The organism is Polaribacter butkevichii (assembly GCF_038024105.1).
Classification (GTDB): Bacteria; Bacteroidota; Bacteroidia; order Flavobacteriales; family Flavobacteriaceae; genus Polaribacter; species Polaribacter butkevichii.
In genome coordinates this window covers 2529382-2555366 of sequence record NZ_CP150661.1, presented here as the reverse complement: position 1 = coordinate 2555366, position 25985 = coordinate 2529382, and the positions used below count along the sequence as shown (strand labels likewise).

General features: G+C 30.1%; 24 protein-coding genes. 3 read left to right on the top strand and 21 right to left on the bottom strand.

All coding sequences use genetic code 11. The features are described 5' to 3' along the window. Positions 1-57 precede the first annotated feature (57 nt). Complete coding sequence (locus WG951_RS10905) at positions 58-417, top strand: YraN family protein (protein WP_105049778.1); 360 nt, start codon at positions 58-60, stop codon at positions 415-417. Positions 418-495: 78 nt separating this feature from the next. Continuing rightward, a complete protein-coding gene (locus WG951_RS10900) occupies positions 496-1398 on the top strand; it encodes a DMT family transporter (RefSeq protein ID WP_105049779.1) in 903 nt (300 codons plus the stop codon). A gap of 2 nt (positions 1399-1400) precedes the next feature. Here the strand turns inward: WG951_RS10900 and WG951_RS10895 are convergent, their stop codons facing one another. The 3 genes from WG951_RS10895 to WG951_RS10885 all read right to left on the bottom strand — a co-directional run bounded on the left by WG951_RS10895 (position 1401) and on the right by WG951_RS10885 (position 3755). Then, a complete protein-coding gene (locus tag WG951_RS10895) occupies positions 1401-1892 on the bottom strand; it encodes a TlpA family protein disulfide reductase (RefSeq protein WP_105049780.1) in 492 nt (163 codons plus the stop codon). After that, a complete protein-coding gene (locus tag WG951_RS10890) occupies positions 1892-3256 on the bottom strand; it encodes a TlpA family protein disulfide reductase (protein ID WP_105049781.1) in 1365 nt (454 codons plus the stop codon). The genes WG951_RS10895 and WG951_RS10890 overlap by 1 nt, the downstream gene beginning before the upstream one ends. A 148-nt stretch (positions 3257-3404) precedes the next feature. Next, positions 3405-3755 (bottom strand): hypothetical protein, encoded by a 351-nt coding sequence (locus WG951_RS10885; protein ID WP_105049782.1) that lies wholly within the window; start codon positions 3753-3755, stop codon positions 3405-3407. Between the two features lie 83 nt (positions 3756-3838). Between WG951_RS10885 and WG951_RS10880 the strand changes: the two genes are divergently transcribed. Next, on the top strand, positions 3839-4342 hold the full coding sequence (locus tag WG951_RS10880; protein ID WP_105049783.1) for a CvpA family protein: 504 nt from the start codon (positions 3839-3841) through the stop codon (positions 4340-4342). 90 nt (positions 4343-4432) lie between these two features. Here the strand turns inward: WG951_RS10880 and WG951_RS10875 are convergent, their stop codons facing one another. The 18 genes from WG951_RS10875 to WG951_RS10790 form a co-directional block, all read right to left on the bottom strand. Next, the gene (locus WG951_RS10875; protein WP_105049784.1) at positions 4433-5059 is read right to left on the bottom strand and encodes a carbonic anhydrase; all 627 of its coding nucleotides are present in this window, start codon (positions 5057-5059) and stop codon (positions 4433-4435) included. A gap of 11 nt (positions 5060-5070) precedes the next feature. Beyond that, complete coding sequence (locus WG951_RS10870) at positions 5071-6933, bottom strand: SulP family inorganic anion transporter (protein WP_340914206.1); 1863 nt, start codon at positions 6931-6933, stop codon at positions 5071-5073. A 93-nt stretch (positions 6934-7026) separates the two neighbouring features. Then, positions 7027-7656 carry a carbonic anhydrase family protein gene (locus WG951_RS10865; protein WP_105049786.1) on the bottom strand — a complete coding sequence of 210 codons (630 nt, stop codon included), beginning with the start codon at positions 7654-7656 and terminating at the stop codon, positions 7027-7029. Positions 7657-7670: 14 nt separating this feature from the next. After that, positions 7671-8456: a universal stress protein gene (locus tag WG951_RS10860; RefSeq protein ID WP_105049787.1), complete on the bottom strand. Its 786-nt coding sequence runs from the start codon at positions 8454-8456 to the stop codon at positions 7671-7673. Between the two features lie 5 nt (positions 8457-8461). Continuing rightward, positions 8462-10054, bottom strand: a complete 1593-nt coding sequence (locus tag WG951_RS10855) for a SulP family inorganic anion transporter (RefSeq protein ID WP_105049788.1) — start codon at positions 10052-10054, stop codon at positions 8462-8464. A gap of 83 nt (positions 10055-10137) precedes the next feature. Beyond that, the gene (locus WG951_RS10850; protein WP_245893538.1) at positions 10138-10434 is read right to left on the bottom strand and encodes a hypothetical protein; all 297 of its coding nucleotides are present in this window, start codon (positions 10432-10434) and stop codon (positions 10138-10140) included. Positions 10435-10500: 66 nt separating this feature from the next. Next, a complete protein-coding gene (locus tag WG951_RS10845) occupies positions 10501-11259 on the bottom strand; it encodes an SH3 domain-containing protein (protein WP_105049789.1) in 759 nt (252 codons plus the stop codon). Between the two features lies 1 nt (position 11260). Then, entirely contained in the window at positions 11261-13024 is a 1764-nt protein-coding gene (locus WG951_RS10840; RefSeq protein WP_105049790.1) for a BatD family protein, read from the bottom strand. 130 nt (positions 13025-13154) lie between these two features. Next, on the bottom strand, positions 13155-14006 hold the full coding sequence (locus WG951_RS10835) for a tetratricopeptide repeat protein (protein WP_245893539.1): 852 nt from the start codon (positions 14004-14006) through the stop codon (positions 13155-13157). 357 nt (positions 14007-14363) lie between these two features. Beyond that, positions 14364-15758 (bottom strand): glycosyltransferase, encoded by a 1395-nt coding sequence (locus WG951_RS10830; protein ID WP_105049791.1) that lies wholly within the window; start codon positions 15756-15758, stop codon positions 14364-14366. Between the two features lie 555 nt (positions 15759-16313). Further along, positions 16314-17360, bottom strand: coding sequence for a vWA domain-containing protein (locus WG951_RS10825; RefSeq protein ID WP_146105295.1), 1047 nt, complete (start codon positions 17358-17360; stop codon positions 16314-16316). 163 nt (positions 17361-17523) lie between these two features. After that, positions 17524-18528: a vWA domain-containing protein gene (locus WG951_RS10820; protein WP_105049794.1), complete on the bottom strand. Its 1005-nt coding sequence runs from the start codon at positions 18526-18528 to the stop codon at positions 17524-17526. After that, positions 18515-19432 carry a BatD family protein gene (locus tag WG951_RS10815; RefSeq protein WP_105049795.1) on the bottom strand — a complete coding sequence of 306 codons (918 nt, stop codon included), beginning with the start codon at positions 19430-19432 and terminating at the stop codon, positions 18515-18517. Before WG951_RS10815 ends, WG951_RS10820 begins: the two co-directional genes overlap by 14 nt. A 19-nt stretch (positions 19433-19451) precedes the next feature. Next, on the bottom strand, positions 19452-20321 hold the full coding sequence (locus WG951_RS10810) for a DUF58 domain-containing protein (RefSeq protein ID WP_105049796.1): 870 nt from the start codon (positions 20319-20321) through the stop codon (positions 19452-19454). Positions 20322-20417: 96 nt separating this feature from the next. Then, positions 20418-21407, bottom strand: coding sequence for an AAA family ATPase (locus WG951_RS10805; RefSeq protein WP_068447642.1), 990 nt, complete (start codon positions 21405-21407; stop codon positions 20418-20420). Positions 21408-21512: 105 nt separating this feature from the next. Then, entirely contained in the window at positions 21513-22289 is a 777-nt protein-coding gene (locus WG951_RS10800; RefSeq protein ID WP_170062914.1) for a UDP-2,3-diacylglucosamine diphosphatase, read from the bottom strand. A 435-nt stretch (positions 22290-22724) separates the two neighbouring features. Continuing rightward, the gene (locus WG951_RS10795) at positions 22725-24644 is read right to left on the bottom strand and encodes a M1 family aminopeptidase (protein WP_105049797.1); all 1920 of its coding nucleotides are present in this window, start codon (positions 24642-24644) and stop codon (positions 22725-22727) included. A 62-nt stretch (positions 24645-24706) separates the two neighbouring features. Then, on the bottom strand, positions 24707-25903 hold the full coding sequence (locus WG951_RS10790) for a choice-of-anchor B family protein (protein WP_105049798.1): 1197 nt from the start codon (positions 25901-25903) through the stop codon (positions 24707-24709). Between the last annotated feature and the right edge of the window lie 82 nt (positions 25904-25985).

Sequence of the window (25985 nt, the reverse complement as noted above, 5' to 3'; positions counted from 1 at the left end):
ATTTTCAATTTAACAACAGACTGAAAACTGCCAACTGAAGACTAAAAACTCAAAAAAATGGCAGAACACAATGAACTTGGAAAAGAAGGAGAAAAATTAGCCATTGATTTTTTATTAAAAAATGGTTATAAAATTTTAGAAACCAATTACCGTTATTTAAAAGCAGAAGTAGATATTATTGCTAAAAAAGATAACACTTTAGCGGTTGTAGAAGTAAAAACAAGAAGTACCGATTATTTTGGTAATCCGCAAGACTTTGTAAATCCGAAGAAAATAAAACTCTTACTGTCTGCAATTGATTATTACGTGGTTGATAAAGATTTAGATGTTGATGTCCGTTTTGATATTATTGCGATTATCTATCAAAAAAAAGAAACAAAAATAGAGCATTTAGAAGATGCTTTTCTTCATTTTTAACAATTCCTTTTCAGCTGAACATCGTAATCAATATTCAATAAAAGATCTTTTTAAAAGCCTAAGTTTTAGTTTCGTTCTATGGTTACAAAAAAGTTTTGGTTTGGTGTTCTTTTAGGTGTTTTAGGTATTGTCCTTTTTTCTTCTAAAGCTGTAATGGTAAAACTGGCGTACAATTATAATGTAGATGCCATTACTATGTTATTGTTAAGGATGTTATTTTCTTTTCCTTTTTATGTGGTGATTGCGTTTTTGTACCGGAAACAAAATGAGCATATTAAAACGACTCATAAAGATTATTATTGGGTAGTATTTTTTGGTTTGGTTGGTTATTATTTAGCAAGTTATTTCGATTTTGAAGGCTTAAGCTACATAAAAGCAAGTTTAGAGCGTATTATTTTATTTGTATATCCTACCATTGTTATTTTATTAAATAGATTATTCTTTAAACAACCTATTACTAAATTTCAGGCGCTTGCCATCTTTTTATCATACGTAGGTATTGTAATTGCTTTTTCTGATGAGGTTGATATTTCTGGTAATAATGTGTATTTAGGAGGCTTCTTTGTGCTTTTAAGTGCAATAACCTATGCTTCTTATTTGGTAGGTAGCGGCTGGTTAATTCCTAAATTTGGTGTGGTAAGGTTTACGGCTTATGCCATGTTAGTTTCTTGCTTTTGTGTGTTTGTTCACTTTAGCATTATTGGTGATACAGATTTGTTTCATCTACCTTGGCAGGTATATGGTTTTGGGTTTTTAATAGCAATATTTGCAACCGTAATACCTTCGTTTTTAGTAAGTACTTCTATTAAAATGATTAGCTCGTCTAACTTTGCTATTGTTGCTGGTGTTGGGCCAATATCTACCATAATATTAGCGTCTTTTTTCTTAGGAGAACGGTTAACTTTACTTCAGTTTTTTGGAGCCTTTTTAGTGGTAATTGGTATTATTATAACCTCTTTAAATCAAGCAAAGAAAAAGTAAGACTACTTTAAAGCTTTTAAAATAGCTTTTCTTAAATCACTAATATCAGTTTTTTTACTGCCACTATCTATGTAGGTAATTTTTCCTTTTTTATTGATGATAAAATAAGAGGGGTATACTTGTTGTTTGTTAAATTTCTGACTTACATCCATTGCTGAATAAGCAATTTGAAAGTTAAAAGGATGTACTTTTAATAGTTTTTCTATTACTGGTTTTCTATCTAATGCAGGTGCAATAAATAAAATATCATCTCTTTTTTCAAACTCTTTTACAAGGTTATTTAAGTTAGGAATGTCTGTTAAACAAGGCATGCAAGAGGTAAACCAAAATTTAAAAATAACTACTTTTTCTTTAATTTCTTTATTGGTTAATTTTGTACCATCTGTAAGCCATAATTTAAAGCTAGGAGCGTCATCATTAATTTTAAAATATTGTTGACTAACAACATTATAATTAATAAATAACGCAAAAATAACTACCCATTTTTTTACCATTACTTTTCGGTAAAAAAATCTTTTACATCTTTTAAATGTTCTGGTTTTGCAATAATTTTTTTGTTAGCATCTAAAATAAAATAACTTGGTGTAGAAACAATATTATAGGTTCTTGCAATTTTGTTTTCCCATTTGTTTAATCCTAAAACATGATGCCAATTTGGTAGTGTTTTCTTAAAACTGTTCCATCCAAAAGCCTCTTTTTCTAAAGAGAAAGCAACTACTTTTACTTTTTTATTATCTTTTAAAAATTTATGTACTTGTGGTACTTCGTTTAAACAATGTGAGCAAGTGGTACTCCAAAAAATTAATAAATAATTTTCTGCATCGTCTAACTTAGAAAGTTTTAATTCTTTACCGTTTTCTTTCCAAGAAAAATCTGGTGCAATTCTACCTACTTCAGCAGCAAATAGGGCTTGCTTAGCTTTTTTAAAGTTTTTATCTTGAATGTTAGCTGGTAATTTGTTGTAATAAGTTTCAAACAAATAATCTATTAAATCTAAATTCATAGAAGATTCAAACTGAGTAACCAAAAACTCAATTACATCTTTTTTATAAGTGATATTTTCAATTTTAGAAAGTACGGTATCTACCGATTTTTTATATAATTTTTGTTGTGTTTCTTGGTCTTCAGAATAATTAATATAAAAAACATAGTCTGTAATTCTACTGATTAAAAAAGAAGAGTTTAAAAGCGTTTTATTATCAAAATCTATGTTGTTAAAAAAAGTATTATTCATGCTAGACATATATTCTTCTGGAGTTTTTAAAATATCCGAAGAATTATTTTTTAACGAAGCTTTAATAAAAGGCTGAACATACATGCCGTTTGAAGTTTCTAAATATTCTTTTTGAATATCATTTACTTGCTTTAAAGCTTTTTTATATTCTTTATTTAAATTTAAACTTTTATTTTGTAACCCTACAACTTGTATAGAATCTAATGTTTGTTGCGCTGCAGAACTTTTGTCTAAATAACTTTTATATAAAATATTTTCTTTTGAAGCTGTAAAAAAAACGGTTTGGTTTCCGTAATTAGGATTAAAACTAAAACTTACATCTTCTTTATTAAAAATAAAATCTACAAAACCAGCTTCCTCTAATTTATAAGTTACTCTATAAGAACCCGGTTTTGTGTTTGTTGGTAGTGTAAAACTAAACTTACCTATTGCTTGTTTTTTTCCTTGAATTGTAACAGTATCTATTGCTATTTTAGAATTTTGTACAAACTTTTGTGTGGCTCCTTCTATTTTATATAAAATAACCCAATCACTTTTTAAAGTAGGATACATTGTACCGTTAACAGTGTATTGTGCTTGTGCAAATGAAGAAATTAAGAAGATAAAAGCAAGTATTTTTTTCATTTTTTAAGTTTGATTTGTTCTTATTAAGCTAATTTCAAGAAACGTACCAAAAGTACTATTTCTCTATTAAATTAGGAATTTATTTAATAAATTCTCTCCATAAAAAGGTTCTAAAAAGAAAACAATATTACAGGTTATTAGCGTATTGTTAATAATTTAGCGTGTCGAAATAGTTTATAATAGCTTCTTTCATTAACACAGTTTGTTCTCCTGGTTTTAAGTTTGGTAATTCTGTAAGTGTTTTATAATGTGGCCAAGCATCATCATCATAAAAATCGAATTCGTAATAACCATACGGTTCTAAAAGCTTACAAATGGCAATATGCATTAGGTTTACTTTTTCGTCTTTCTTAAATTCTCTATGACCTTGCCCTAATTCTTGTACGCCAATTAAATAGATAATTCCATCCATATTTAATTCGTCTCCATCTGCAAATTGACCTGTTAATTTACCAACTAACAAATCCCATTTTTCTTTTAAGGTGAGTGTTTTAGACATCTTACTTTTTTTATAAGTTGTAAAGATACAACTGGCATTTTTAAATTGACTAAAAATTATGTAGGTTTGAGAAAATTAATTCCATGAATATTTTTGATATTATTATTGCTTCTTTACTCCTTTTTGGTTTTGTAAGAGGATTGTTAAAAGGGTTGTTTGTAGAAGTAGCTTCTTTGGTTGCATTAATAGGCGGTGTGTACGGTGCAATCCATTTTTCGTATTTTGTTTCAGATTTTTTAAAAGAATATGTTTCTTGGAAACCAGAATATATTTCTTTAACCTCTTTTGCAATTACTTTTGTAATTATAATTGTAGTAATTGCACTTTTAGGAAAAGCATTAACTAAAATTGCTGATTTTGCCTCTTTAGGAATTCTAAATAAAATACTAGGTGGTGTTTTTGGCGCTTTAAAGATTGGCTTAATACTAAGTGTTGTTTTTATTTTCTTTGGTAAAATGAATGATACCATTCCGTTTATAGAAAAAGAAACTTTAGAAGCATCTATATTATATGCTCCTGTAAAAAAAGTAGCACCAACTATTTTTCCATCGATAATTAAAGAAGATAAAGCGGAAAAACCTTTATAGAAATTTTAAGTTTTTTTGATAATAAAGAATAGGCTGTTTAAAAAGGGTAAAGCTTGCCAAAAAAAACTTTTTAAACAGCCTTTTTAATTTCTAATCTAGATGGTAAATTTTCATAATATCTTCTAGATATTTTTCAAAATCAATCTTAAGATCTATTAGTTTTCCTGTATGAATATCAAAAACCCAACCATGTACTTTTAAGCCACGATCTCTGTATGCTTTTTGCACTGCCGCAGTTTTAATTAGGTTTACACATTGTTCTTTAACATTTAATTCTACCAATCGTTCATACTTTTTTTCTTCAGAATCAATTGTATTTAGTTCGTCTGCATGAATTCTATAGACGTCTCTAATATTACGTAACCAAGGATTTAAAATACCTAAATCTGCAGATTGCATTGCCGCTTTTACACCACCACAACCATAATGACCACAAACAATAACGTGTTTAACTTTTAATTGGTCTACGGCATAATTTACAACAGACATTACATTTAAATCGATACTAATAACCATATTAGCAATATTTCTATGCACAAAAACTTCTCCGGGTTTTGCGCCCATAAGTTCTTCTGCTGTAGCTCTACTGTCTGAACAACCAATGTATAATAACTCTGGGTTTTGGCCTTTCCCCAATTCTTCAAAAAAATTTTTATTGACAGATAATTTTTCTTTTACCCAATCTTCATTGTTCTTGAAAACCTTATTTAAATCCATTTTTTTAAGTTTTAATTAGTGTTTTTTCTGTTTTGTTTAATCCAATTGGTACAGGCATCAAAAGATTTAAAAATGTGTTCTTTTGGAATAAAATCTGGAATGATGTCAATTCTTTCCATCATATATCTAGGCTGTTTTAAAAGATCAACAAATAAAACCTCTACGTTTTTAGTTTTTAAATCTAACAACATATCTTCCATAGCATACAGACCAGATTGGTCCATATATTGCATTCTGCCCAAACGCATAATTACTATTTTAGCAGTATTAGGTATTTGTTGATAAAGTGCTTGAAAATCGCTTGTAGAGCCAAAAAATAAAGGCCCTTTAATGTGTTTTATAAACACTTCTTCTTTTAATATAGAAGGAAACTCTTTCTCATCAGACCATTCTTCTTCTTTTAATGATTTTACATCAGATCTTTCTGCCGTTAAATCTCCAATTTTTTTCATGAACATGAGTGATGCAATAATCAAACCAATACCTACTGCATATACTAAATTCCAAAAAGTAGAAAGCAGCATTACTACCATCATAATTAACACCTCTGAACTTAATTTTAAAGGACCTATTTTAATATCTCTAGGTAAACTAGGTATTGCCTTTAATCCTTTGTAATCCATAACTCCAATACCAACGGTAATTAAGATACCTGCTAACACTGCTGCGGGTATTTTAGAGGCAATAGGACCTAAACCAAGCATTACAATTAGTAGCATAACACCAGCAATCATTCCAGAAAGTTTTGTTTTCCCTCCTGCATTAATGTTTACTACAGTTCTAATAGTTGCCCCAGCACCTGGAATTCCACCAAACAAAGCGGCAATACTATTTCCTATCCCTTGGCCTACTAATTCATTATTTGGTTTGTGTTTTGTTTTGGTCATGTTGTCTGCAACAACACTTGTTAAAAGAGAATCTATGGCACCTAAGAGCGCTAATGTTAATGCTGTAAAAATATAAGGAGTAATGCTGTTTAAAGAAAATCCGGTAAATATTTCCCATTTAATAGATGGTATTCCGCTTGGAATTTCTTGTATCGTTCTATATTCTAAGCCAAAAGCAACTGCAATACCAGACATTACCACAAGTGCCACCAATGTACTTGGTACTTTAGTGGTAATTCGTTTAAAGCCATAGATTATAAAAATGGTACCTAAGGCCAGTAAAAGTTCTAACCAATCTATATTTTGTAGTGCTCTAGGAATTGCTTTAATAGCACCTAATGCGCCAGAAGTTTCTTTGGTAGCTAGTATTTGTGCTTCTTTTTCAATGTCTTTAGATGTTGTTTTTTGTGCTGTAGTAATTGTTTCTTTAAAGTTATCGATGACTAAAACTCCGTCTCCAACTTCATCTTTTAAGATGTTTTCTAAAATAACTTGTTGTGCTTGTGCATTAAATTTACTTACAAATTCTACATCATCTTTAGGATAATACCCTACAGAAGGCAATACTTGTGTTAGTAAAATAATTAGACCAATTGCGGTCATAAAACCAGAAACTACTGGATAAGGAATATATCTAATATATTTTCCTAAGCCAATTAATCCTAAACCTATTTGAAATAAACCTGCTAATAAAAAAACGGTTAAAATTGCGGGTAGAGCTTTAGATACATCTCCATCATTTGCTGCAATAAGACCTGCAATAACAACCATACTAACAGCGGTCATTGGTGCTGTTGGTCCAGAAATTTGGGTGCTTGTCCCTCCAAAAAGTGCCGCAAAAAAACTTATAAAAATAGCGCCATATAAACCTGCGCTAGGGCCTAAACCAGAAGATACTCCAAAAGCAAGTGCTAGTGGTAGTGCTACAATACCTGCTGTAATACCACCAAAAATATCACCTTTTATATTTGAGAATAAATTTTTCATATAGTAGTTCTAAATATTCTAGGTAATATAATTAATATATACTTAATAAAAGAGATTTTTAAGGTCTCTTTTATTAAGTAATAGGGTGCTTTTTTAATTAAGGAAGGTTACGCCACCGTCGTTAATATTATACATGGCACCCACAATCATAATTTCTCCATTTTCTTCCATGGTAGATAAAACTTCACTTTCGTGTCTAATTCTTTCTATAGTAAGTGCTACGTTTTTTGCAGCAACATTGTCTACAAATTCTAGGTTAGAAGAATTTCTTAAAGAAGGATCTTTTGGTTCTGAAATAGCGTTTACTGCTGGTTTTATTTTATTAAGCATTGCTGTTAAGTTTCCTAATCTAGCGTTATCGCAAGCTCCTTTTATGGCTCCACAGCTTGTGTGTCCTAAAACAACTATAAGTTTTGTGCCTGCTAATTTACAACCAAACTCCATAGATCCTAAAATATCTTGGTTTACAAAGTTACCAGCAATTCTAATACTAAAAACATCTCCTAAACCTTGGTCAAAAACAAGTTCTGCAGAAACTCTAGAATCGATACAACTTAAAATAGTTGCAAAAGGAAATTGACCAGAACTGGTATCGTTAACTTGTTCTAATAAGTTTCTATGTGCTTTTAAATTGTCTTGAAATCTTTGGTTTCCTTCTTTTAAATACTGTAATGACTTTTCTGGTGTCATTGTAGCTTGCGTTTCTCTTGTATGTGCTTTCATAATCTTTTTGTTTTTTATGTTGTTAAAATAAGAGAGCAATTAAGGTTTTTAATTGCCTCTTTAATATTTGATTTTGTTGTGTTACTATGATTTCTATTTACAAAAAGTAAATTGATACTACTTTTTGATAAATAATTGCAAATGTTTTTCATGGCATTGTCTCCTTTTTCAAAAACGTACTCAGTTGTTTTTTTATCGTTAGATAAAGGTTCTTCTTTTAAATGACTAGAACTATCTACTATTTTAAAAGAAGTTAACTGTTTGTTAGAAGAACTTAAAATATGCTCTACAAGTATATTATTAGATTTTGTCTGGTTAAATATACCTAAAGACATTTCTTTAGGTTGCTCTAAAGAATTATGCTCATCTGCAATAACAATTGTCCCTTTGTGTTGTTGTAAAACAAAGTCTGTAATATTATCTCCAAGAAAATGTAAAGATTTCGATTTTCTTTTTCCTAAAACAACAATATCTGTGTTGTTTTCTTTTAAATAAGTATCGATTTCGTTTTTTACATTGCCAATAGTAAAAGAATATTTAATAGGTACGTTATTATCTTTAGTAAACGAATTTACAATGTTTTTAATTTCTTTATCAATTATAAAAGACGATTCATTTATCGCCCTTTTGGCGGATAATTGATTGTCGTTTTTTACAATATCTGTAGGTGATTTGGCATAAAAAAAATGAATGTCTGCATCTATTATTTTAGCTAAACTTACAGAGCTTTTTAAGACACTTAGCGTGTTTTCTTTTAGATCTGATAGTACTAAAATTTTATATTTTTTCTTTTTTTCCATCGTCTTTAACTTAAACTTAAATTAGATTTAGGTCTATCATTAAAGAAGTGAATAAAACTTGCCGGATTTTCTACCGTACCACGTTTAGATATTAATTTTATTTCAATGTTTCGTTCTTTTGCTTTAAACAAGAAATCTTCTAGAATTTCTATAATGTCGTTATCTAAATACCTTGTTTTAATAAGATTTATTTCTAAATAGGTATCTCTTGGTAGGCTATCTAATTCTTTTAAAATAGCACCTTTGTTAAAAAATGTTACCTCTTCGGCTAAAGTCATTTTTATTTTGTGTTTACCATTACTTTTATCTTCAATATGAAGAAAGTGAGAGTTTTGGTAACTTTTTAATAAAATAACTACAATTCCTACCGCTAATCCTAGACCAATACCTACTAACAAATCTGTAAAAACAATACCAACAACCGTTGCAATAAACGGTACAAACTGTTTCCATCCTAGTTTATACATTTGTTTAAATAATGCTGGTTTTGCTAATTTGTAACCAACAACTAATAAAATGGCAGCTAGTACGGATAATGGAATTTTATTTAATAAAGTTGGAATTAAAATTACAGAAATTAACAAAAGGAAACCATGTATAATAGTAGATAATTTTGTTTTTCCGCCAGATTGTACATTTGCAGAACTTCTTACAATTACTTGCGTAATTGGTAAACCTCCTACTAAACCAGAAACGATGTTTCCTGCTCCTTGTGCCAATAATTCTCTATTGGTTGGTGTAACGTTTTTGTCTGGATCTAATTTATCACAAGCTTCTACACTTAATAAAGTTTCTAAACTTGCTACTAATGCAATTGTAAAAGCTACTACCCATACTTCTGGATTTGTAATTGCACCAAAATTAGGAAAACTAAATTGACCTAGAAAAGAATCAATATCATCAGGAATAGGTACACTTACTAAATGTGATGCAGAAATAGCTAATGTTTCATTACTACTTGTAAGTAAATGGTATATAATACCTAAAACAACTGCAATTAATGGCCCTTGAATAACCGTAAAAAATTTGGCTTTTTTAGCCAAAACAGTATCCCAAAATAAAATTACAGCTAACCCTAAAAGACCAATTACAACAGATCCTAAAATAAGATGATCAAATATATTAAAAATAGAAGAAAAAGTGTTTTCTCCTGAAGTTTCTAAGAAAGCATCAGCTCCTTCTGGTTCTGCATCATACCCAAAAAAGTGTGGGATTTGTTTTAAAATAATGATGATACCAATACCGGTTAACATCCCTTTAATTACAGAAGATGGAAAATAATAACCAATAACTCCGGCTTTTAATACCCCAAAAATTAATTGAATAATACCTGCTAATACTACAGCAACTAAAAAGTTTTCATAACTACCTAAGGTTCCAATAGCGGTTAATACAATAGCTGCTAATCCTGCTGCAGGACCACTAACACCTAATTTAGAGCCACTAAGGCTACCTACTATAACACCTCCAATAATACCGGCAATAACTCCAGAAAATAATGGTGCCCCACTTGCTAAAGCAATACCTAAACATAAAGGTAATGCTACGAAAAACACTACAATACTTGCAGGTAAATCGTTTTTAATGTTTTTAAACATATGTAATGTGTTTTTACTCCGTTCTTATAAGAATAGAGTTTTTTTGTTAAGTTAAATAAATTGTTGTTTTTTTTGTACGAAGGTTAAAGTACAAACTTAGGTGGTGGGGTAGTTATCTTAGGAAACAAAGAGGTGTAGTCTTTAGATGTAAAACGTACAATTTCTCTTCTTTCAATTTTTCTAAAAAATACTTGTAATGAGGAATGCGGATATACTTTTAGTTCTTTAAAAGTTTCTGACTCGTAATTGTCTTCTTCCTCTTCATTTAAACTTAAGAAAATTGAAATATCTTGATTTTCATCAACAAAACTTATAATTGTTGGTGCTGTAATAACACTTACAAAAAGTATAGCGAATAAGATTGCAATTTTAATTTTCAAATATTTTTTATTTTTCCTGAATTGCAAAAATAGCAAAGCAAATCTTAAAAACTTGTTAATTAAACATTAAAAATCGCTTATTATTTTAATTTCGTCAGCAATTATCCATCCTAATTTACCATCTGCTAGTTTAATCTTTTTCCAGTTATCTACTGCATCTAAAACAAATACTTTGGTGCCTTCATGTAACGTAAAAACTTCTTCAGAATTTAATGTTGGCGCATTTCTAACTTCTGTTTTCTCTGCAAAAACAATGGCTTCTTTGTTATTTATAGAAAAATGATATTGATTATAAGTAATAAATAATGAAGCAATTAAAAGTATAAAACTAATGCTACTTGTTGTAAAATAGAATCGTTTTTTAGAAGGGCTTTCTGCAAAGTAAAATAATAAAAATAACAAACTACCTAAAATAGAGCATGCAATAACTACTACTGCCCACTGGTTATAAGATAGTTTTTGTAAATAATTTACAGAAAACTTTTGTAAAACTGTTTTTGGTAATACCTCAATATTATCTAGCGCTAAGCGTTTTGCAAAAACCAAATTGTTTTTTACATCTTCATTTAAAGGATTTAATTTTAAAGCTTTTTCATAATAATAGATAGATGGACCTACTTTGTTAAGTTTATAATAAGAATTACCTAAATTATAATACAACTCTGACGATACTAATTTTTGCGATTCTACTTTTTTATATAACTCAATAGCTTCGTTAAATTTACCGTTTTTATATAAATTATTTGCAGATACAAATAAGCTATCTACATTTTGTGCAGTAACCGAGTTGACAATTATCAACAATAAAAAAAATAGTTTCTTCATTTTATAATTGTTTATCTAATTCAACAATAACTTGTTTAGCTCTTTCAAATTCAGCTTCCATTTCTGTGTTGGTTATTTGAGAGTAACGTGCCATATCAGAATGTTTTAATACTTCTATAAATTGATGAATTGTGGTTGTTTCAATCTTTTTATTTTCTAAAATTTCAGTAATTTTTTCTTTACTGATATCTGCCGTCTCAATACCTAATTTTGCTTTTAAGTAATTGTGTAATGCGCGTTCTAAAGCTTCGTAGAAAGCTTCTTTTTTACCTAATTGTTTTTGTGCTTTAGATAAATATTTCTTAGCCAATCTTTCTGCTTTTCTAAGTTTGTTTCCAATAAGATCGTTACTTCTTTCTTCGTTCTTTTTAGCAATAAAAATACCAATCGGAATTGTAATTAGAGGTAATAATAATAAAATATAAAACAAGTTCGATTTAAAGAAATCACTTGTGTCTACAAGCTCTAAATTACTTTTTGTTTGTATGTATCTAAAGTTTTTACCTGTAGAAGTTACGGTTTGTTTTTGAACTGTATTAGTGTCTGTAACTGGTTTTAATTCTTTGCCTTCTAATACGTTTACATAGAAATCATCGGTTGTAATAGTGTGGTATTTTTCTTCCTTCGGATTAAAATAAGAGAAAGAAACATTCGGAATTTTATATTTTCCTTTATACTGTGGTACAATGGTGTATAAATCGGATACTGAACCCGAAATTCCGCCAGAATTTACTCTAACTTTTTCTTTTCTTTCTGGTTGATATTTTTCTAATTCAACCGGAGTTGTAATTTCTGGTAATTCAAATAATTTTAAATTTCCTTCTCCAGAAACGGCTACTTTAATTTGAGAACTTTCATTTGCTTTTAAAACATCTTTATTTAAAGAAACATCAAAATTAAAATCTCCAACAGCACCATTATAATTTGTAGGTTTGCCTTTTAAAGGAAGACTTTTAGGAGTAATTGTTTTTTTTACGGAAGCAAATTCTTTTCTAACATTTCTGGTAATTACGTTTCCAAAAAAATCTGCTCTCCCTGTAGGAACACCAATAACAATATCCATTTTCATAGGATCTATTGCTAATTTTCCTGTTTTTGTAGGTATTAATAAAGCTTTTTGAAGCACAATGTATCTGTAATCTTCTCCATTATATTTTCCCATTTTTACAGGGTACGCATCTATTTTAATAGCCTGATTCCAAAAACCATTGTATTGTGGTGCTTCTGTAACATTGGTATCGTAAACACTAACATTTTCGCTTACATAAAGTCTATATTCTACATAGATTCCTTCGCCTACATAAGGGCTAGATTTAGAAATTTCTGCAACCAAATGTATGTTTTGTTGTGCAACATAATTAGGGTCATTTGGGTTTTTGGGTACAGCAACAGCATCTGAAACAATAATTTTTATGGGTTCAGATTTTATTGTTTTTCCACCAATTTTAATGCTTGCTGGCCCAATAGTTAATTCTCCTTTTCTTTTGGGTTGAATAATGTACGAGTAAGACTGTGTAAAACTAGCTTTTCCGTTTATCCAAGATTGACTTACCGATTGGCTTGGTCCGCCAACAACTTTGAAATTAGAAAATTTAGGAGGAGAAAAATCATCTCCACCTTGTTTGTTTATTGAGAATTCAATTCGCAATCGTTGGTTTACGCCCAACTTATTTTTACTCACTTTTGCTAATAAGGTTGCTTCTTGGGCAACTCCTGTAAGCGAAAGCAAACTTATAAATAATGTTATGTAAAATTTCAACTTCATATTCGTTTCTCTAAATCTCCCAAAATGGGAGAAACACGCTTATTTTATTTTAAACTATATTTTCCTCAACTATAAATAGTCCTTAAAGTTTGAGTTTCTTCTTTTTTGAAGAAGTAAAGATGGGATTTTTTTACCAATCTTTCTCTTGTTTTACTTTTTTACCTTTTGCTTTTTTAGCATTCATTTTTTTCTGAGTTTTCTTTTCCTCATTATTTAAGCTTTCTAGCAATTGTTTTATTTGTTGCGGAGACATTTTTCCTTGTTGAGGTTTGGGTTTTTGTTGCTCTTTTTTCTCATCTTTTTTAGGATCTTGGTTTTTCTTTTGATCCTTGTCTCCCTTACCATCTTTATCTTTGTCGTCTTTTTTGTCCTTGTCGTCTCCGTCTTTTTTGTCTTTATCCTTGTCTTTATTTTTATCGTCTTTGTCTTTCTTATCCTTATCTTTTTTATCCTTATTGTCTTTATTATCCTTGTTTTTGTCGTCTTTATTATCTTGATTTTCTTTCTCTAATAATTTCTGGGCAACGGCTAAATTATAGCGAGTTTCATCATCATTAGGATTATTTCTTAAAGAATTTTTATAGGCATCAACCGCTGGTTGATATTGTTTTTGCTCCATCATAGCGTTACCGATATTATGAAACGCTTCTGCCTTTGTAAATTTATCTTTTGCCGTTTTTGCAGTTAATTCGTATTGAGGTACAGCCTCTTTAAAATTTTTATTTTGATAAAAAGCATTCCCTAAATTATAAGAGGCTTTATCGTAATTAGAGTTGTTACTTAATGATTTTTGATAAGCAACAGAGGCGTCTGTAAATTGCTTTTTACTGTACAATTCATTTCCTTGTCTTAACAACTTTCTTGCTTGTCGTTGTAAAGCAATAGAATCTTTTTGTGCTAAAATTTCTTTAGATGAAAATAGCATTAAGAAAACGATAAGGATGTATTGTAAATTCTTCATCTTATTTTGAATTTCTTTCATAATTCTGTATCATTTTTCATAAAAATTAATGATTACAAAAGTAAGGCATTCAAAAAAAGTATTTTGTTAATAAGTTGTTATTTTTAATAATTTATACAGTGTAAAAATTACATTCTTTTTTAGTTAAAAGACCTTTATAATCTATAAAACTAAAGTTTTTTTAGGGTTGTAGTTGGGGTATGTTGTTTGCTGTCAGTTACCTAAAAAGGTAGGTGTTTTTGTATGGCTTTGCATAAAACACCTATAAACAAAAAATTGATGAACAATAAATAGTATTTACTGTTCATCAATAGAATTAGGGGTTACTTCTTTAACCGATGTTTACAAAGGTTGTTTTGTCCTTAATTCTTAATCTATTTATGCGGCTAGTTCACGAGTTAACCAACCACTTTTACCTGCTGTTGCAATTGCATATGGAGTAATCCAGAATAATCCGAAGGTGTATAAAATACTGTACGAGTATGCCCACAAAGCTTCTTTTAAATCATATTTTTTTGAGTAAAATAATACAGGGAATGTAGAGAATATTAAAATACTTAATAGTGTAGAACTTATAAATAAAACGGGATGTGTTAAGACGAAATAGAACATGAATATTAAAAAAGGGTAAGACATTATCATTTTTATTGATTGCGTAACAAATAACAATCTCGATCCAAATTTGCTACCTTCTTTAAAATTGGTAAAAACATATTTATACATGGCAATGTTTTCTCTAACATTACTTCTGCCCCATCTAATAAACATTTTATACAAGCCCGTATAGTCTTCTGGTACATTTGTATAGGCATAGGCGTTTTTTTGAAATAACACGCTGTAACCTTGTTTTAAAATCATATTGGTTAAGGCTCTATCTTCACCAATATCCGAAGCTTTCCCCATAAATTTTTGATCGATCCATTCTGGTAAACATGCAAATACGGCAGTTGCTTTGTAAGCCGCTAATGCTCCAGGAGTGCATAAAACAGAATTTAAACTGCTTTCTGCAGATCGTTTAAATTCGAAACTCATTACAAAACTAACATTTAGCATTTTTGGCAACAAGGCTTTTTTATTATTCAACACCTGAATGTTACCTGCTACAGCACCACATTTTTTATCTGTAACTATTGGACTTACTAAATTACGAAGGGTATCCTTTTTTACAATAGAATCACTATCTACCGTTACAAAAACTTCTCCCGTACCCATATGAAAACCACGGTACAATGCGTGTCTTTTACCCATGTTTTTAGGTTGTTGCATTATGGTTACTTGATCTCCTAAAATTCTTTTAGCTTCTTTCATCCAATACCAAGTATCGTCTTTACTACCATCATCAATAGATAGTAATTGTAATTTTTCTTTTGGATAATCGCTTTTGGCTAAACTTTCTAGCGTAGCCCAAACTTGTTTTCCTTCGTTATATGCAGGTACAATTACTGTAACAGTAGGGAGTTCGTTATCACTTACAGAGGCAATTGGTTTGTATTTAAAGTACAAGTATACATCGTAAATAAAAGTCATTGCTCCAAAGACAAATAGTGCAGCTGCTAGTGTAAAAAATAGAAATCCAAAATTGTTATTTAATCTATTAAAATTAAATTTTGAAAAATCATCTTGTAATACATAAACGGAATAAGCAGCGCCAATCATTATAACAAATGAACTTACAAGAATAATAAGAGCTCTATAATTAATTGGAGAGGTTTTCTTATTTTCTATAGAAAATTTGTTATTCTGTAATTTTAAATTAAAGGTTGCTGATTTCATTTTAAAAATTATTTAGATCTTGTGTATACATCTAAACCAATTTGCGTGCCGTTAGAAATAAGTGCCTATTTACTGGTGTTTATAAGTTTTTAGTGTGTTTTTATGTGTAATTTTTACCCACTTGGTGTGTAAAATATATACCTTATTGTTGTGCAGATTACTTTTTTTTTATTGTGGTTTTTGATAGTTGAACCCTTGTAAAAAAGTATAGGTAGCAGCTACCAATTGATAATTGAAACTAGATTTAAAAAAATAGAAGGTTGTTTTTAAGTTTTGGGAGTTTTTTATGGATGGAAATAAGAATTTAGATATAACTATAATACATAAATTTGGATTGATATTTAGAAGCTATATCAACTTTATTAGCAAAGAATACTTTCTTATTGAATCTGTTTTATTAGTTTTTTCTGTTGATGAAAAAATAGGAGGAAAGAGGGTTTTAAAACTGAAATTTTATGGGTTCACACCAAAAGAGCCGATTAAAACTTAATCGGCTCTTTTGATATTATGTAATTTTAGTTGATAAAATTGTGTCTTTTTTAGAAGTAACTTAGGTTATTTATTTGTTTTTTCTTCATTAAACAAATCTACTTTTCGTAACCATTTTGTTTTCTTATCAAATAAGAAAATATCAATCAATAAAAATAGTAAACCGATGGCTAAAAACCACTGAAATTGGTCTTTGTAATCAGAGAATTGTTTGGTTTCAAATTCGCTTTTTTCAGCATTTGCAATCACATCAGCAATAACCTTAACCGGTCTTTCTGTAACATTACCATCAATGTAATTTCCATCGGCAGCATCTGCAATACCTTGTAAAACATCTGGCATTCGCTTGGTAATAACAGTTTCTCCTTTGTTGTCTTTTTTATAGCCAATCATAGAGCCATTTACGCGCATAGGTATAGGTGCTCCTTTTTCTAATCCTACACCAATGGTGTAAATTTTAATGCCCTCGTTTGCTAAATTCTTAGCAACTTGTTTTGTTTCTTCTTGATGATCTTCTCCATCAGATATAATTACTAAAAAACGATTGGTTTGTTCGTCATTATTATAATATGTTTTGGCTAATTCTAAGGCTCCATTTATATCTGTTCCTTGGCTAGAAACCATATCTGGATTTGCGTTTTGCAAAAACATATTTGCCGCTGCATGATCTGTAGTAATAGGTAAAAGCGGATATGCGTTTCCTGCATAAATTATAATTCCCACTCTATCAGACCCTAATTGATCTATTGTTTTAGAGATAATTTGTTTTGCTTTTTCTAATCGGTTAGGCGCAATATCTTCTGCCAACATACTTTTAGAAACATCTAAGGCAAAAACAATATCTACACCTTCTCTTTTTACCGTTTTTAATTTGGTTCCCATTTTAGGGTTTACCAAAGCAATTATTAAAAATGTAATTCCTAAAAGTAAAAATACCAGTTTTAAAACCGATTTAAATGTTGATGAATTTGGTGCTAATTTTTTTAGTAAATTTAAATCAGAAAATTTACGTTGTGTTCTTTTTTTCCACCATAAAACCAACAAGAAAACAACAATCATTGCTGGAACGATTATTAGTAGGGAAAAATAAATTGGTTCTTCAATTTTATACATTGTTTGGTCTTGTAATTTTTATTCACTCTGTCACATCGAGTGAATTTGATTTTTTATCAAATTTGTATCGAGATGTTATTCTATTCTAGATACAACTATTTAATACTGTGTTTTCTAACCTTATTTTGTAAATACGTACAAGCTTTAAAAAAAATAGAGCACTTTAAATAAACGATTTAAAGATGGTATTTCTTAACAAGAATTCTAACAATAAGAATCCTAGTCCTAAAAAGACAAAAATTCTATATTTTTCTTGATAATTGTAATACTTAAATTCTTCTATTTTTGTTTTTTCAAGCTTGTCAATTTCATCATAAATTTCTTTTAACGACTCGTTGTCTGTTGCTCTAAAGTATTTTCCTTGTGTTTCTGTGGCAATTTCTTTTAGTAACTCTTCATCAATTTCTACTGGTAGCTTTCTAAATTGTAAATTACCAGTTCTAGGATCTCTACTATAAGGAAAATCTGCCATTCCGTTTGTTCCAATTCCTATGGTGTAGGTTTTAATGTTTAATTCTTTGGCTAGTTCTGTAGCAGTTCTAGGATCTATGTTTCCTGAGTTATTTACACCATCGGTTAGTAAAATGATAACCTTACTTTTTGCGGTACTTTCTTTTAATCTGTTAACTGCAGAACCTAAGCCCATTCCTATGGCAGTTCCGCCTTCTAATTGTCCCCATTTTAATTCAGAAATAGTACGTTTTACAATCCCTTTATCGCTTGTAATTGGTGTTTGTGTAAAACTCTCTCCGGCGTAAACTACAATTCCTATTCTGTCGTTAGGTCTTCTATCTACAAAATCTATAGCTACTTTTTTAAGAGCCTCTAGTCTGTTTGGTTCTAAATCTCTAGCCAACATACTTGCAGAAACATCAATGGCCATAACAATATCTATCCCTTTATTCGTTTTTGTTTTTTTACTTACAGCAACGTTTCTTGGTCTTGCCAAGGCAATAATAATTGCTGCCAAGGCGAATAGTCTTAAAAGATATAAAGCGGGTTTTAATTTAGATAAAAGAGAGTCTGTATTAAAACCTTTTATACTAGGCATTGTTAAAACTGCGGCATCTTTTTTACGCATAAAAAAGTGCCAAATTGCTAATAATGGTATGATTGCTAACAGCCACAAAAAACCCGGACTATGAAATTCAAAATTACTCCAATTCATCATTTTCTTCAATAATTGGTTTAGGTTTTAAATTACTCACAATGTCTTGTGCGTCTTTTCTGTCTTCTTCAATTTCTATAGCTAAAGGTTTCGATTTTGCAAATTTCACCAAATCTGCTTCTTGTAATAACGCTTTTAACTTTTTAATGGTGTCTTCTGAGGTCTGAATTGTTTCTGCATCTTTAAAATCTTTTAACATATCTAAAACTTCGTCAGTTGTTTTTTCTAATGCAGGTACCTTTAATTCTCGTTCTATATAACCACGAACAATTTCGGTTAATTCAGAATAATATTCTTTTACTTTATTGTTTTGCCACAATAATTTTTCGTCTAATTCATTTAGCCTATAAATAGCTTCTTCGTAAGGCGGTAATGCTCTGTAAGTTGGTTCTTCTTCCTCTTCTTTTCGTTTTCTAATAACAAACCAGTAAATCCAGAAACCTATAATTGCCAAAGCAGCTAAAAGTATGTAAACGTATATTTTAAAATCATCAAAAGTATAAGGTTCGCTTTTAATAGATTTAATAGGAAATTTCTTCACCTTAGTTGTGTCAATAGCAATTGTAGCTACATTTACTAATAGAGAATCTGTTAAAAATGCTTGGTTCTTTACAAATATTTGTTGTTGCGGAATGTAAAATGCACCACTATCAAAACCAGTTAAAATATACTTTCTGATTAAAGAATTTTTAATAGTATCTACTTGGGTAGAATCTATTACCTCTAAACCTTTTAAATGTAATTTAGGTACGATAACATTCTGAGTTTCATCTACCGTAATTTTTAATTGAAACTGTTCACCAATTCTAATATTGGTGGTATCTATTTCTGCTTTTACCATTGGGTTTTGTGCAAAACCTATGGTAGAAATAAATAGTAGTATGTAAAGTATTTGTTTTTTCATTTTTAGGGTAACTACGTTACTATCTTCCTTTATGTTTAAAATAACCTAGTAATTTTTTCACATAGTTTTCATCAACTCTAGCATTTACAGCACCAGCACCGCTTCTTTTAAACATGTTTATATAATAATCTGTTAAACGTAGTGCGTTTGCTTTGTAGCTTGTTCTTACAGATTTCGATGCTGTATTTATCAGCTTAACTTCTCTAGTTTCTGAATCTAACATTGGTACCATCCCTAAATTAGGAATTTCCTCATCATGTTTATCAAAAATTCTAATTCCTGTTAAGTCATGTTTATTTGCCGCAATTTTTAATGTTTTTTCGTAATCATCATCCATAAAATCTGATAACATAAAAACAATGGCTCTTTTTTTCATCACACTAGATAAAAATTTTAAAGCGGCAGCAATATTGGTTTTTTTACTTTTAGGTTTAAATTCTATTAATTCTCTAATAATTCGTAAAACGTGACTTTTTCCTTTTTTAGGAGGGATAAAAAGTTCTACATCATCAGAAAATAAAATTAAACCTACTTTATCGTTATTTTGCGTGGCAGAAAAGGCTAATGTAGCGGCAATTTCTGTAACAGTATCTTTTTTAAACTGCGTTGATGTACCAAATAATTCAGAGCCAGAAACATCTACCAAAAGCATCATGGTTAACTCACGCTCTTCTTCAAAAACCTTTATATAAGGTTCGTTATAACGCGCAGTAACATTCCAATCAATGGCTCTTACATCATCGCCAAATTGGTATTGTCTTACTTCAGAAAAAGTCATACCACGTCCTTTGAATGATGAATGGTATTCACCTCCAAAAATATCATTAGACAAACGCTTTGTCTTAATTTCTATTTTACGAACTTTTTTAAGTATCTCCTTAGTTTGCAACGTGTAATTGTTTAATTGTTGAAGCGTGTAATTGAATCGGTTTTTTAAAACATGAGTAAGCAACTGCCTACTGCTACTGTTTTTACTGCCAACTATCTATGGTACTTCAATCTCGTTAATAATAGAATTGATAATGTCTACAGAAGTTACGTTTTCTGCTTCCGCTTCATAGGTAATTCCTATTCTGTGACGTAAAATATCAAAAACAACTGCTCTAACATCTTCTGGTATTACATACCCTCTTCTTTTGATGAAAGCATAACATTTTGCAGCTTTTGCAAGGTTAATACTTCCCCTTGGTGATGCACCGAAACTAATTAAATCTTTTAATTGTGGTAAGTTGTATTTCTCAGGATAACGAGTTGCAAAGATGATATCAAGAATGTATTTCTCAATTTTTTCATCCATATACACTTCGTTAGCAACTTCTCTTGCTCTTATAATTTGATCTACAGAAACTACAGGATTTACTTTTGAAAATCCGCCAGATAAATTTTGACGCATAATAATTTGCTCGTCTTGTAATTTAGGATAATCAATTACCACTTTTAGCATAAACCTATCTACTTGTGCTTCTGGTAAAGGATAGGTTCCTTCTTGTTCTACCGGGTTTTGAGTTGCCATTACCAAGAAAGGCTCATCTAATTTAAAAGTAGTATCACCAATAGTAATTTGGCGTTCTTGCATTGCCTCTAATAAAGCAGATTGCACTTTTGCTGGCGCTCTGTTAATCTCATCTGCTAACACAAAGTTTGCAAAAATAGGTCCTTTTTTAATTTCGAAACCATTTTCTTTCATGTTGTAAATCATGGTTCCAACAACATCTGCAGGTAATAAATCTGGTGTAAATTGTACTCTACTAAAACTAGCTTGTACCGCTTTAGACAAAGTATTAATTGCTAATGTTTTTGCCAATCCAGGAACCCCTTCTAACAAAATGTGTCCATTACCAATTAAGCCAATTAACAAACTTTCTATCATTTGTTTTTGCCCAACAATTACTTTATTCATTTCTAAAGTAAGAATGTCTATAAAGGCACTTTCTCTTTCTATTTTTTCATTAATAGCTCTTACATCTACATCCATTGTAATATTGTATTAGGTGTTATTTTTTACGAAAACAAAGCTACAATTTTAACATATTGCTATTTGTTAAAAGTAGGTTAAAGATTTCGTAAGTTTCTGTTTAATTTAAAGGGAATTATTATTGTATTTTAACAGTTTAAATTCGGAATCATTAAATTTTCCGTAGGTAAAATATTGAATCCAATCTCCTAGATTTATATAAGTTGAATTTTGTTTAAGACTTATTTCTAAAGGAAGGTGTCTGTGCCCAAACACAAAATAATCGTAATGTTGTTGGGTTAGTTTTTCTTTACAATACAGTACCAACCATTCATTATCATCCCCTAAATATTTAGCATCATCATCCCCAGAAATTAGTTTGTTTTTTACAGACATATAATGTCCTAAACGTACACCTAAGTCTGGATGTAACCATCTAAACATCCATTTAAATAAAGGAAATGTAAACACTTTTTTCATACGTTTGTAACCATGATCTCCAGGGCCTAAACCATCTCCATGCCCAATTAAAAACTTTTTATTGTTGATTAAAAATTCTTGAGGTTCATGATATATTGGTATGTTTAGTTCTTTTTCGAAATAATCATTCATCCATAAATCATGATTACCAATAAAAAAGTAAATAGGAATTCCGCTATCTTTTATTTCGGCTAATTTACCTAAAACTCTAACAAAACCTTTTGGCACAACTGTTTTATACTCGAACCAAAAGTCGAATAAATCACCTAATAAAAAAATAGCTTCTGCATCTTTTTTTACTTCGTCTAACCAAGCAACAAACTTTTTTTCGCGAGGAAAACTAGCTTCTGGCGTTGGTGCTCCAAAATGTTGATCGGATGCAAAATAGACTTTTTTATTTTCTGAAGTTGTTATAGAAATCAAGGAGTTGTTTATTTATATCGGTAAAAATAGAAAAACTAATTTATAAACTGGTGATAGGGATTAAAAACATCTCGATACAATTTTTGTTACCACAATTTTGTGGTATCACTGTTATGAGACTTCTCAATATTTCGAAGTGACAAGCTTTGTGTTTTTTTTCGTTTAGTTTTTTCTGCGTTCAGTTTTGTTTCCATCCAGTTTTGTCATTTCGACCTTTTTGGGAGAAATCACATAAAGTTTGGAAGGTGTTGTGTTATCACTGTTATGAGATTTCTCAATACTTCGAAATGACAAATTGAACGTGTTATTGTATGTTTTTATTACACCCAGTTTTGTCATTTCCGCTTAAGAAGTCTTTTGAATAATACTTATTGTCAGTTCGAGTGAAATTTCTTTTTCAGAAATTTTGTGTCTAGAACATTTCAATTAAAAAAATTACTCTTTAATAATCTTTCTATATAAGTTTCCAACATCTGTAAAAATTTCAATAAAATAAACACCAGCACTTAGCTCACTAAGGTTTATCTGTTTGTTACTAGATTTTAGTATTTCTTTACCAAAAGCATTAAAAAGAAGTGCATTTTTAAACGTATTATTTTCTGATGTTTCAATTGTTAAAAAATCACTTACTGGGTTCGGAAACAAAGAGATATTTTCTGATGTAAAATTATTGTTTTCTAAACCTAAGGTTATAGTACTGTTTCTAGAAATTAAGTGATAATCTGGGTCAAAATCGATAGAACTTACAGTAAAATTTACATTTTCTACAAATATTTCTCCGTTAGTTAAGTTGTTTAAAACCAAATCTAAAACTTCTCCGTTTGTTCCATTTAAGCGTATTGGAACATTGGCTTCAAAGAAAGAAACAGAAGGATGACTCTGCGCTTGGTTTAACTGTATGCTTATGGTGTTTGTTGTTGGTTGATGCCAATTTATGTTGTAAGTTGGATATCCTTGATTGTACACCCAATCGTTAAAAAACTCGTTTAAATCTAAACTACTTGCAGTTTCTAGATGTGCTATTAAATCTGGAGTTTTAGCGTAACCGTATGCCAAATTAGGATCGGTTATGTAGTTTTTTACACCTTTAAAAAAGTTAGTATCTCCTAGTTTTTTACGAAGCATGTGCAAAACCATGGCACCTTTATTATAGGTTAATCTACTATCAAAAATTCTGCTAACACTTGTGGTGTCTATATCAGAAAGGTAAACGGCTCCGCTTGTAGATTTGGTTACCGTATTTATAGTAGTATTTCTCCAGTTTTTAAAAGAAGCATCTCCATCTAAATGTTCTATTGTTAAACCAGATAAGTAGGTTGCAAAACCTTCATTTAACCAAATATCTTTCCAACTACCGCAAGTGACTTTATCACCAAACCATTGGTGCGCTAGTTCGTGGGCAATTAAACCTCTACCAAAATTTCCCATAAAAGAAACTGTTGTGTGTTCCATTCCTCCGCCCCAACCAAACTGAGCGTGTCCGTATTTTTCGTTTTTGTAAGGATAATCGCCAAACAAATCGATAAAATTTTTCATAATATCCACTGTAATACCTGTATTACTTTGTGCATACGCTATGTTTTCTGGGTACACATAATTCACAATCGGAAAGTTGTTGTCTTTATGAGAAACTTGATGCGAATACGTAGTATAATTTGTAACTGCAATGGCAATTAAATAAGCCGGAATTGGGTATTGATGTTTAAAGTGTGTTGTTTTAAGTCCTAAGCTAGTTGTTGTGCCTTGCTCTAATCCGTTGGAAACGGAAACATATTGTTCTGGTGCTGTAATGTACACGTCAATAGTGTCTATTTTATCATTTAAATCTTGTTTACAAGGCCACCAATCTAAAGCGCCATAAGGCTCAGAGAGTGTCCAAAGAATTGGTGTAGCGTTTTCTCCATGGGTTGAAGCTTCAAAAGAATCAAAACCTTTACTTATTGGGGTTCCATGATACGCTATTAAAACAGATGCAGAGTCTCCTTTACTTATAGTGTTTAGAAGTGTAATTACTAATTCGTCATTTGAATTTTGAGTAAAGGAAACTGAATTGTTGTTTTGAGTAACCGAAGTTACCGTCATGTGATCATCTAAATCAAAAGTAACTGTAGTTAGGTTTTCTAAAGCAGTAAAATTTGTGGTTACTTTTCCTGCAATATCTGCTATTGCAGGATCTACAGTAAACTCTAATTTATGATAAGTAATATTATAATTTGAGGTGTTTGGGTTTGCTTTAAACTGAATTTTTGTTGCCGCAGATTTAGCTTCCGCTTCTGCAATTTCTTGTAATTCTTGTGCAGTTGAGGTTAAGGTACAACTAAAAATAAAAAAACAGACTACAATAAAACGAATCATATCTAAAAGTATTTGAATACTAAAAGTACTTCTTTTTTTTTAGAAAATTAATAAGCTTATGGTTACGATTTACTTTTTCTTACTACAAAAAAACCTTTTTCTGTATCTGTAATTAAGATGTTTCCACTTGATAAATTAGGAAAAACATTCAAAGCTCCTTTGGTTTCTTGCGTATCATTTTCTGGATAAGTATCAAAAAAACCACTTTCTGTTACTATTTTATTTTCTATATCAGAAAGATCTAAAACTCGTAAGCCAGCAGTTGTATTTGCTTGGTAATATTTGTCGTTTTTTACAAAACCTGCGTGGTCAATTGCAGTTGTAGTTCCTTCAAAATCTAAATGATGCACAGGATTATCTAGATCAGATACATCTAAAATTACAGTTTTGTTTTGTGCATCGCTTTCATCACCAATAATAACATATTTATAATCTTCAGTAAAAGATGCTTTGGTTGTTTTGCTACTATTTACGTAGCTTATAGTCGCTATTTTAACAGGGTTTTCTTTATCAGTTACATTTAAAATAACAAGTTCATCTTCATTACTTCCTATTAAAATTTCTTGACCTATATAAGCTGCATCAGGTCCGTTGTAGGTGACCACTTTTGCAGGATTATCGTAAGAGTTTTCTTGGTAACTTCCTTTAAATTTAGGTTCAGGAACTACAGATATGTTGTAAAATATTGGTCCGCCTTTGTTATTCTTAGAGCCTAAAAAATAAATAAAGTTGCTTTCTTCATTAATAGCAATACTTTGCGGGTTATCATTATAAACACCTTCTTTATGGCTTATAAAATCTGTTGGCGTAGTACCAACATTTCTTAGTTGTTCTAGGTTAAAAATCTGTAAATTATTAGTGGCATCATTATTAACAATAAATGCAAAAGATTGATATCTTTTTATATCTAAAATACGAGTACCTGTTGTTTTAAGTGTACCCAAAATTTTAGCATCTGCAGGGTTTGTGATTTCTATAAACGTAACCCCTTTATTGGTGCCAACTAAAGCAAATTCTTTTTTGGTTTCTGTATCAGACCAACCCCAACAAGTAGAAATTGTAGTGTCTGTTCCGCCAATATCTTCTAAAGAAAAATGCGTTAATAAATCGTAGTCATTACAAGGGTATTCTCCGGCTAAACCATTCTCGCATTTGGCAATAGGATTAATAATAACTTGGTTTTCTCTATCAAAAACATCCTTTTTTGTACAACTATAAATAAGGGATATTAGCACTAAGAAAAATATATTTTTAAACATTTAATTACTTTTAGAATCTATGAAACGTTTCTTATGATTTTATTATTGTTGTAGACTGTAAATCAAAAATACTATTTAAAAT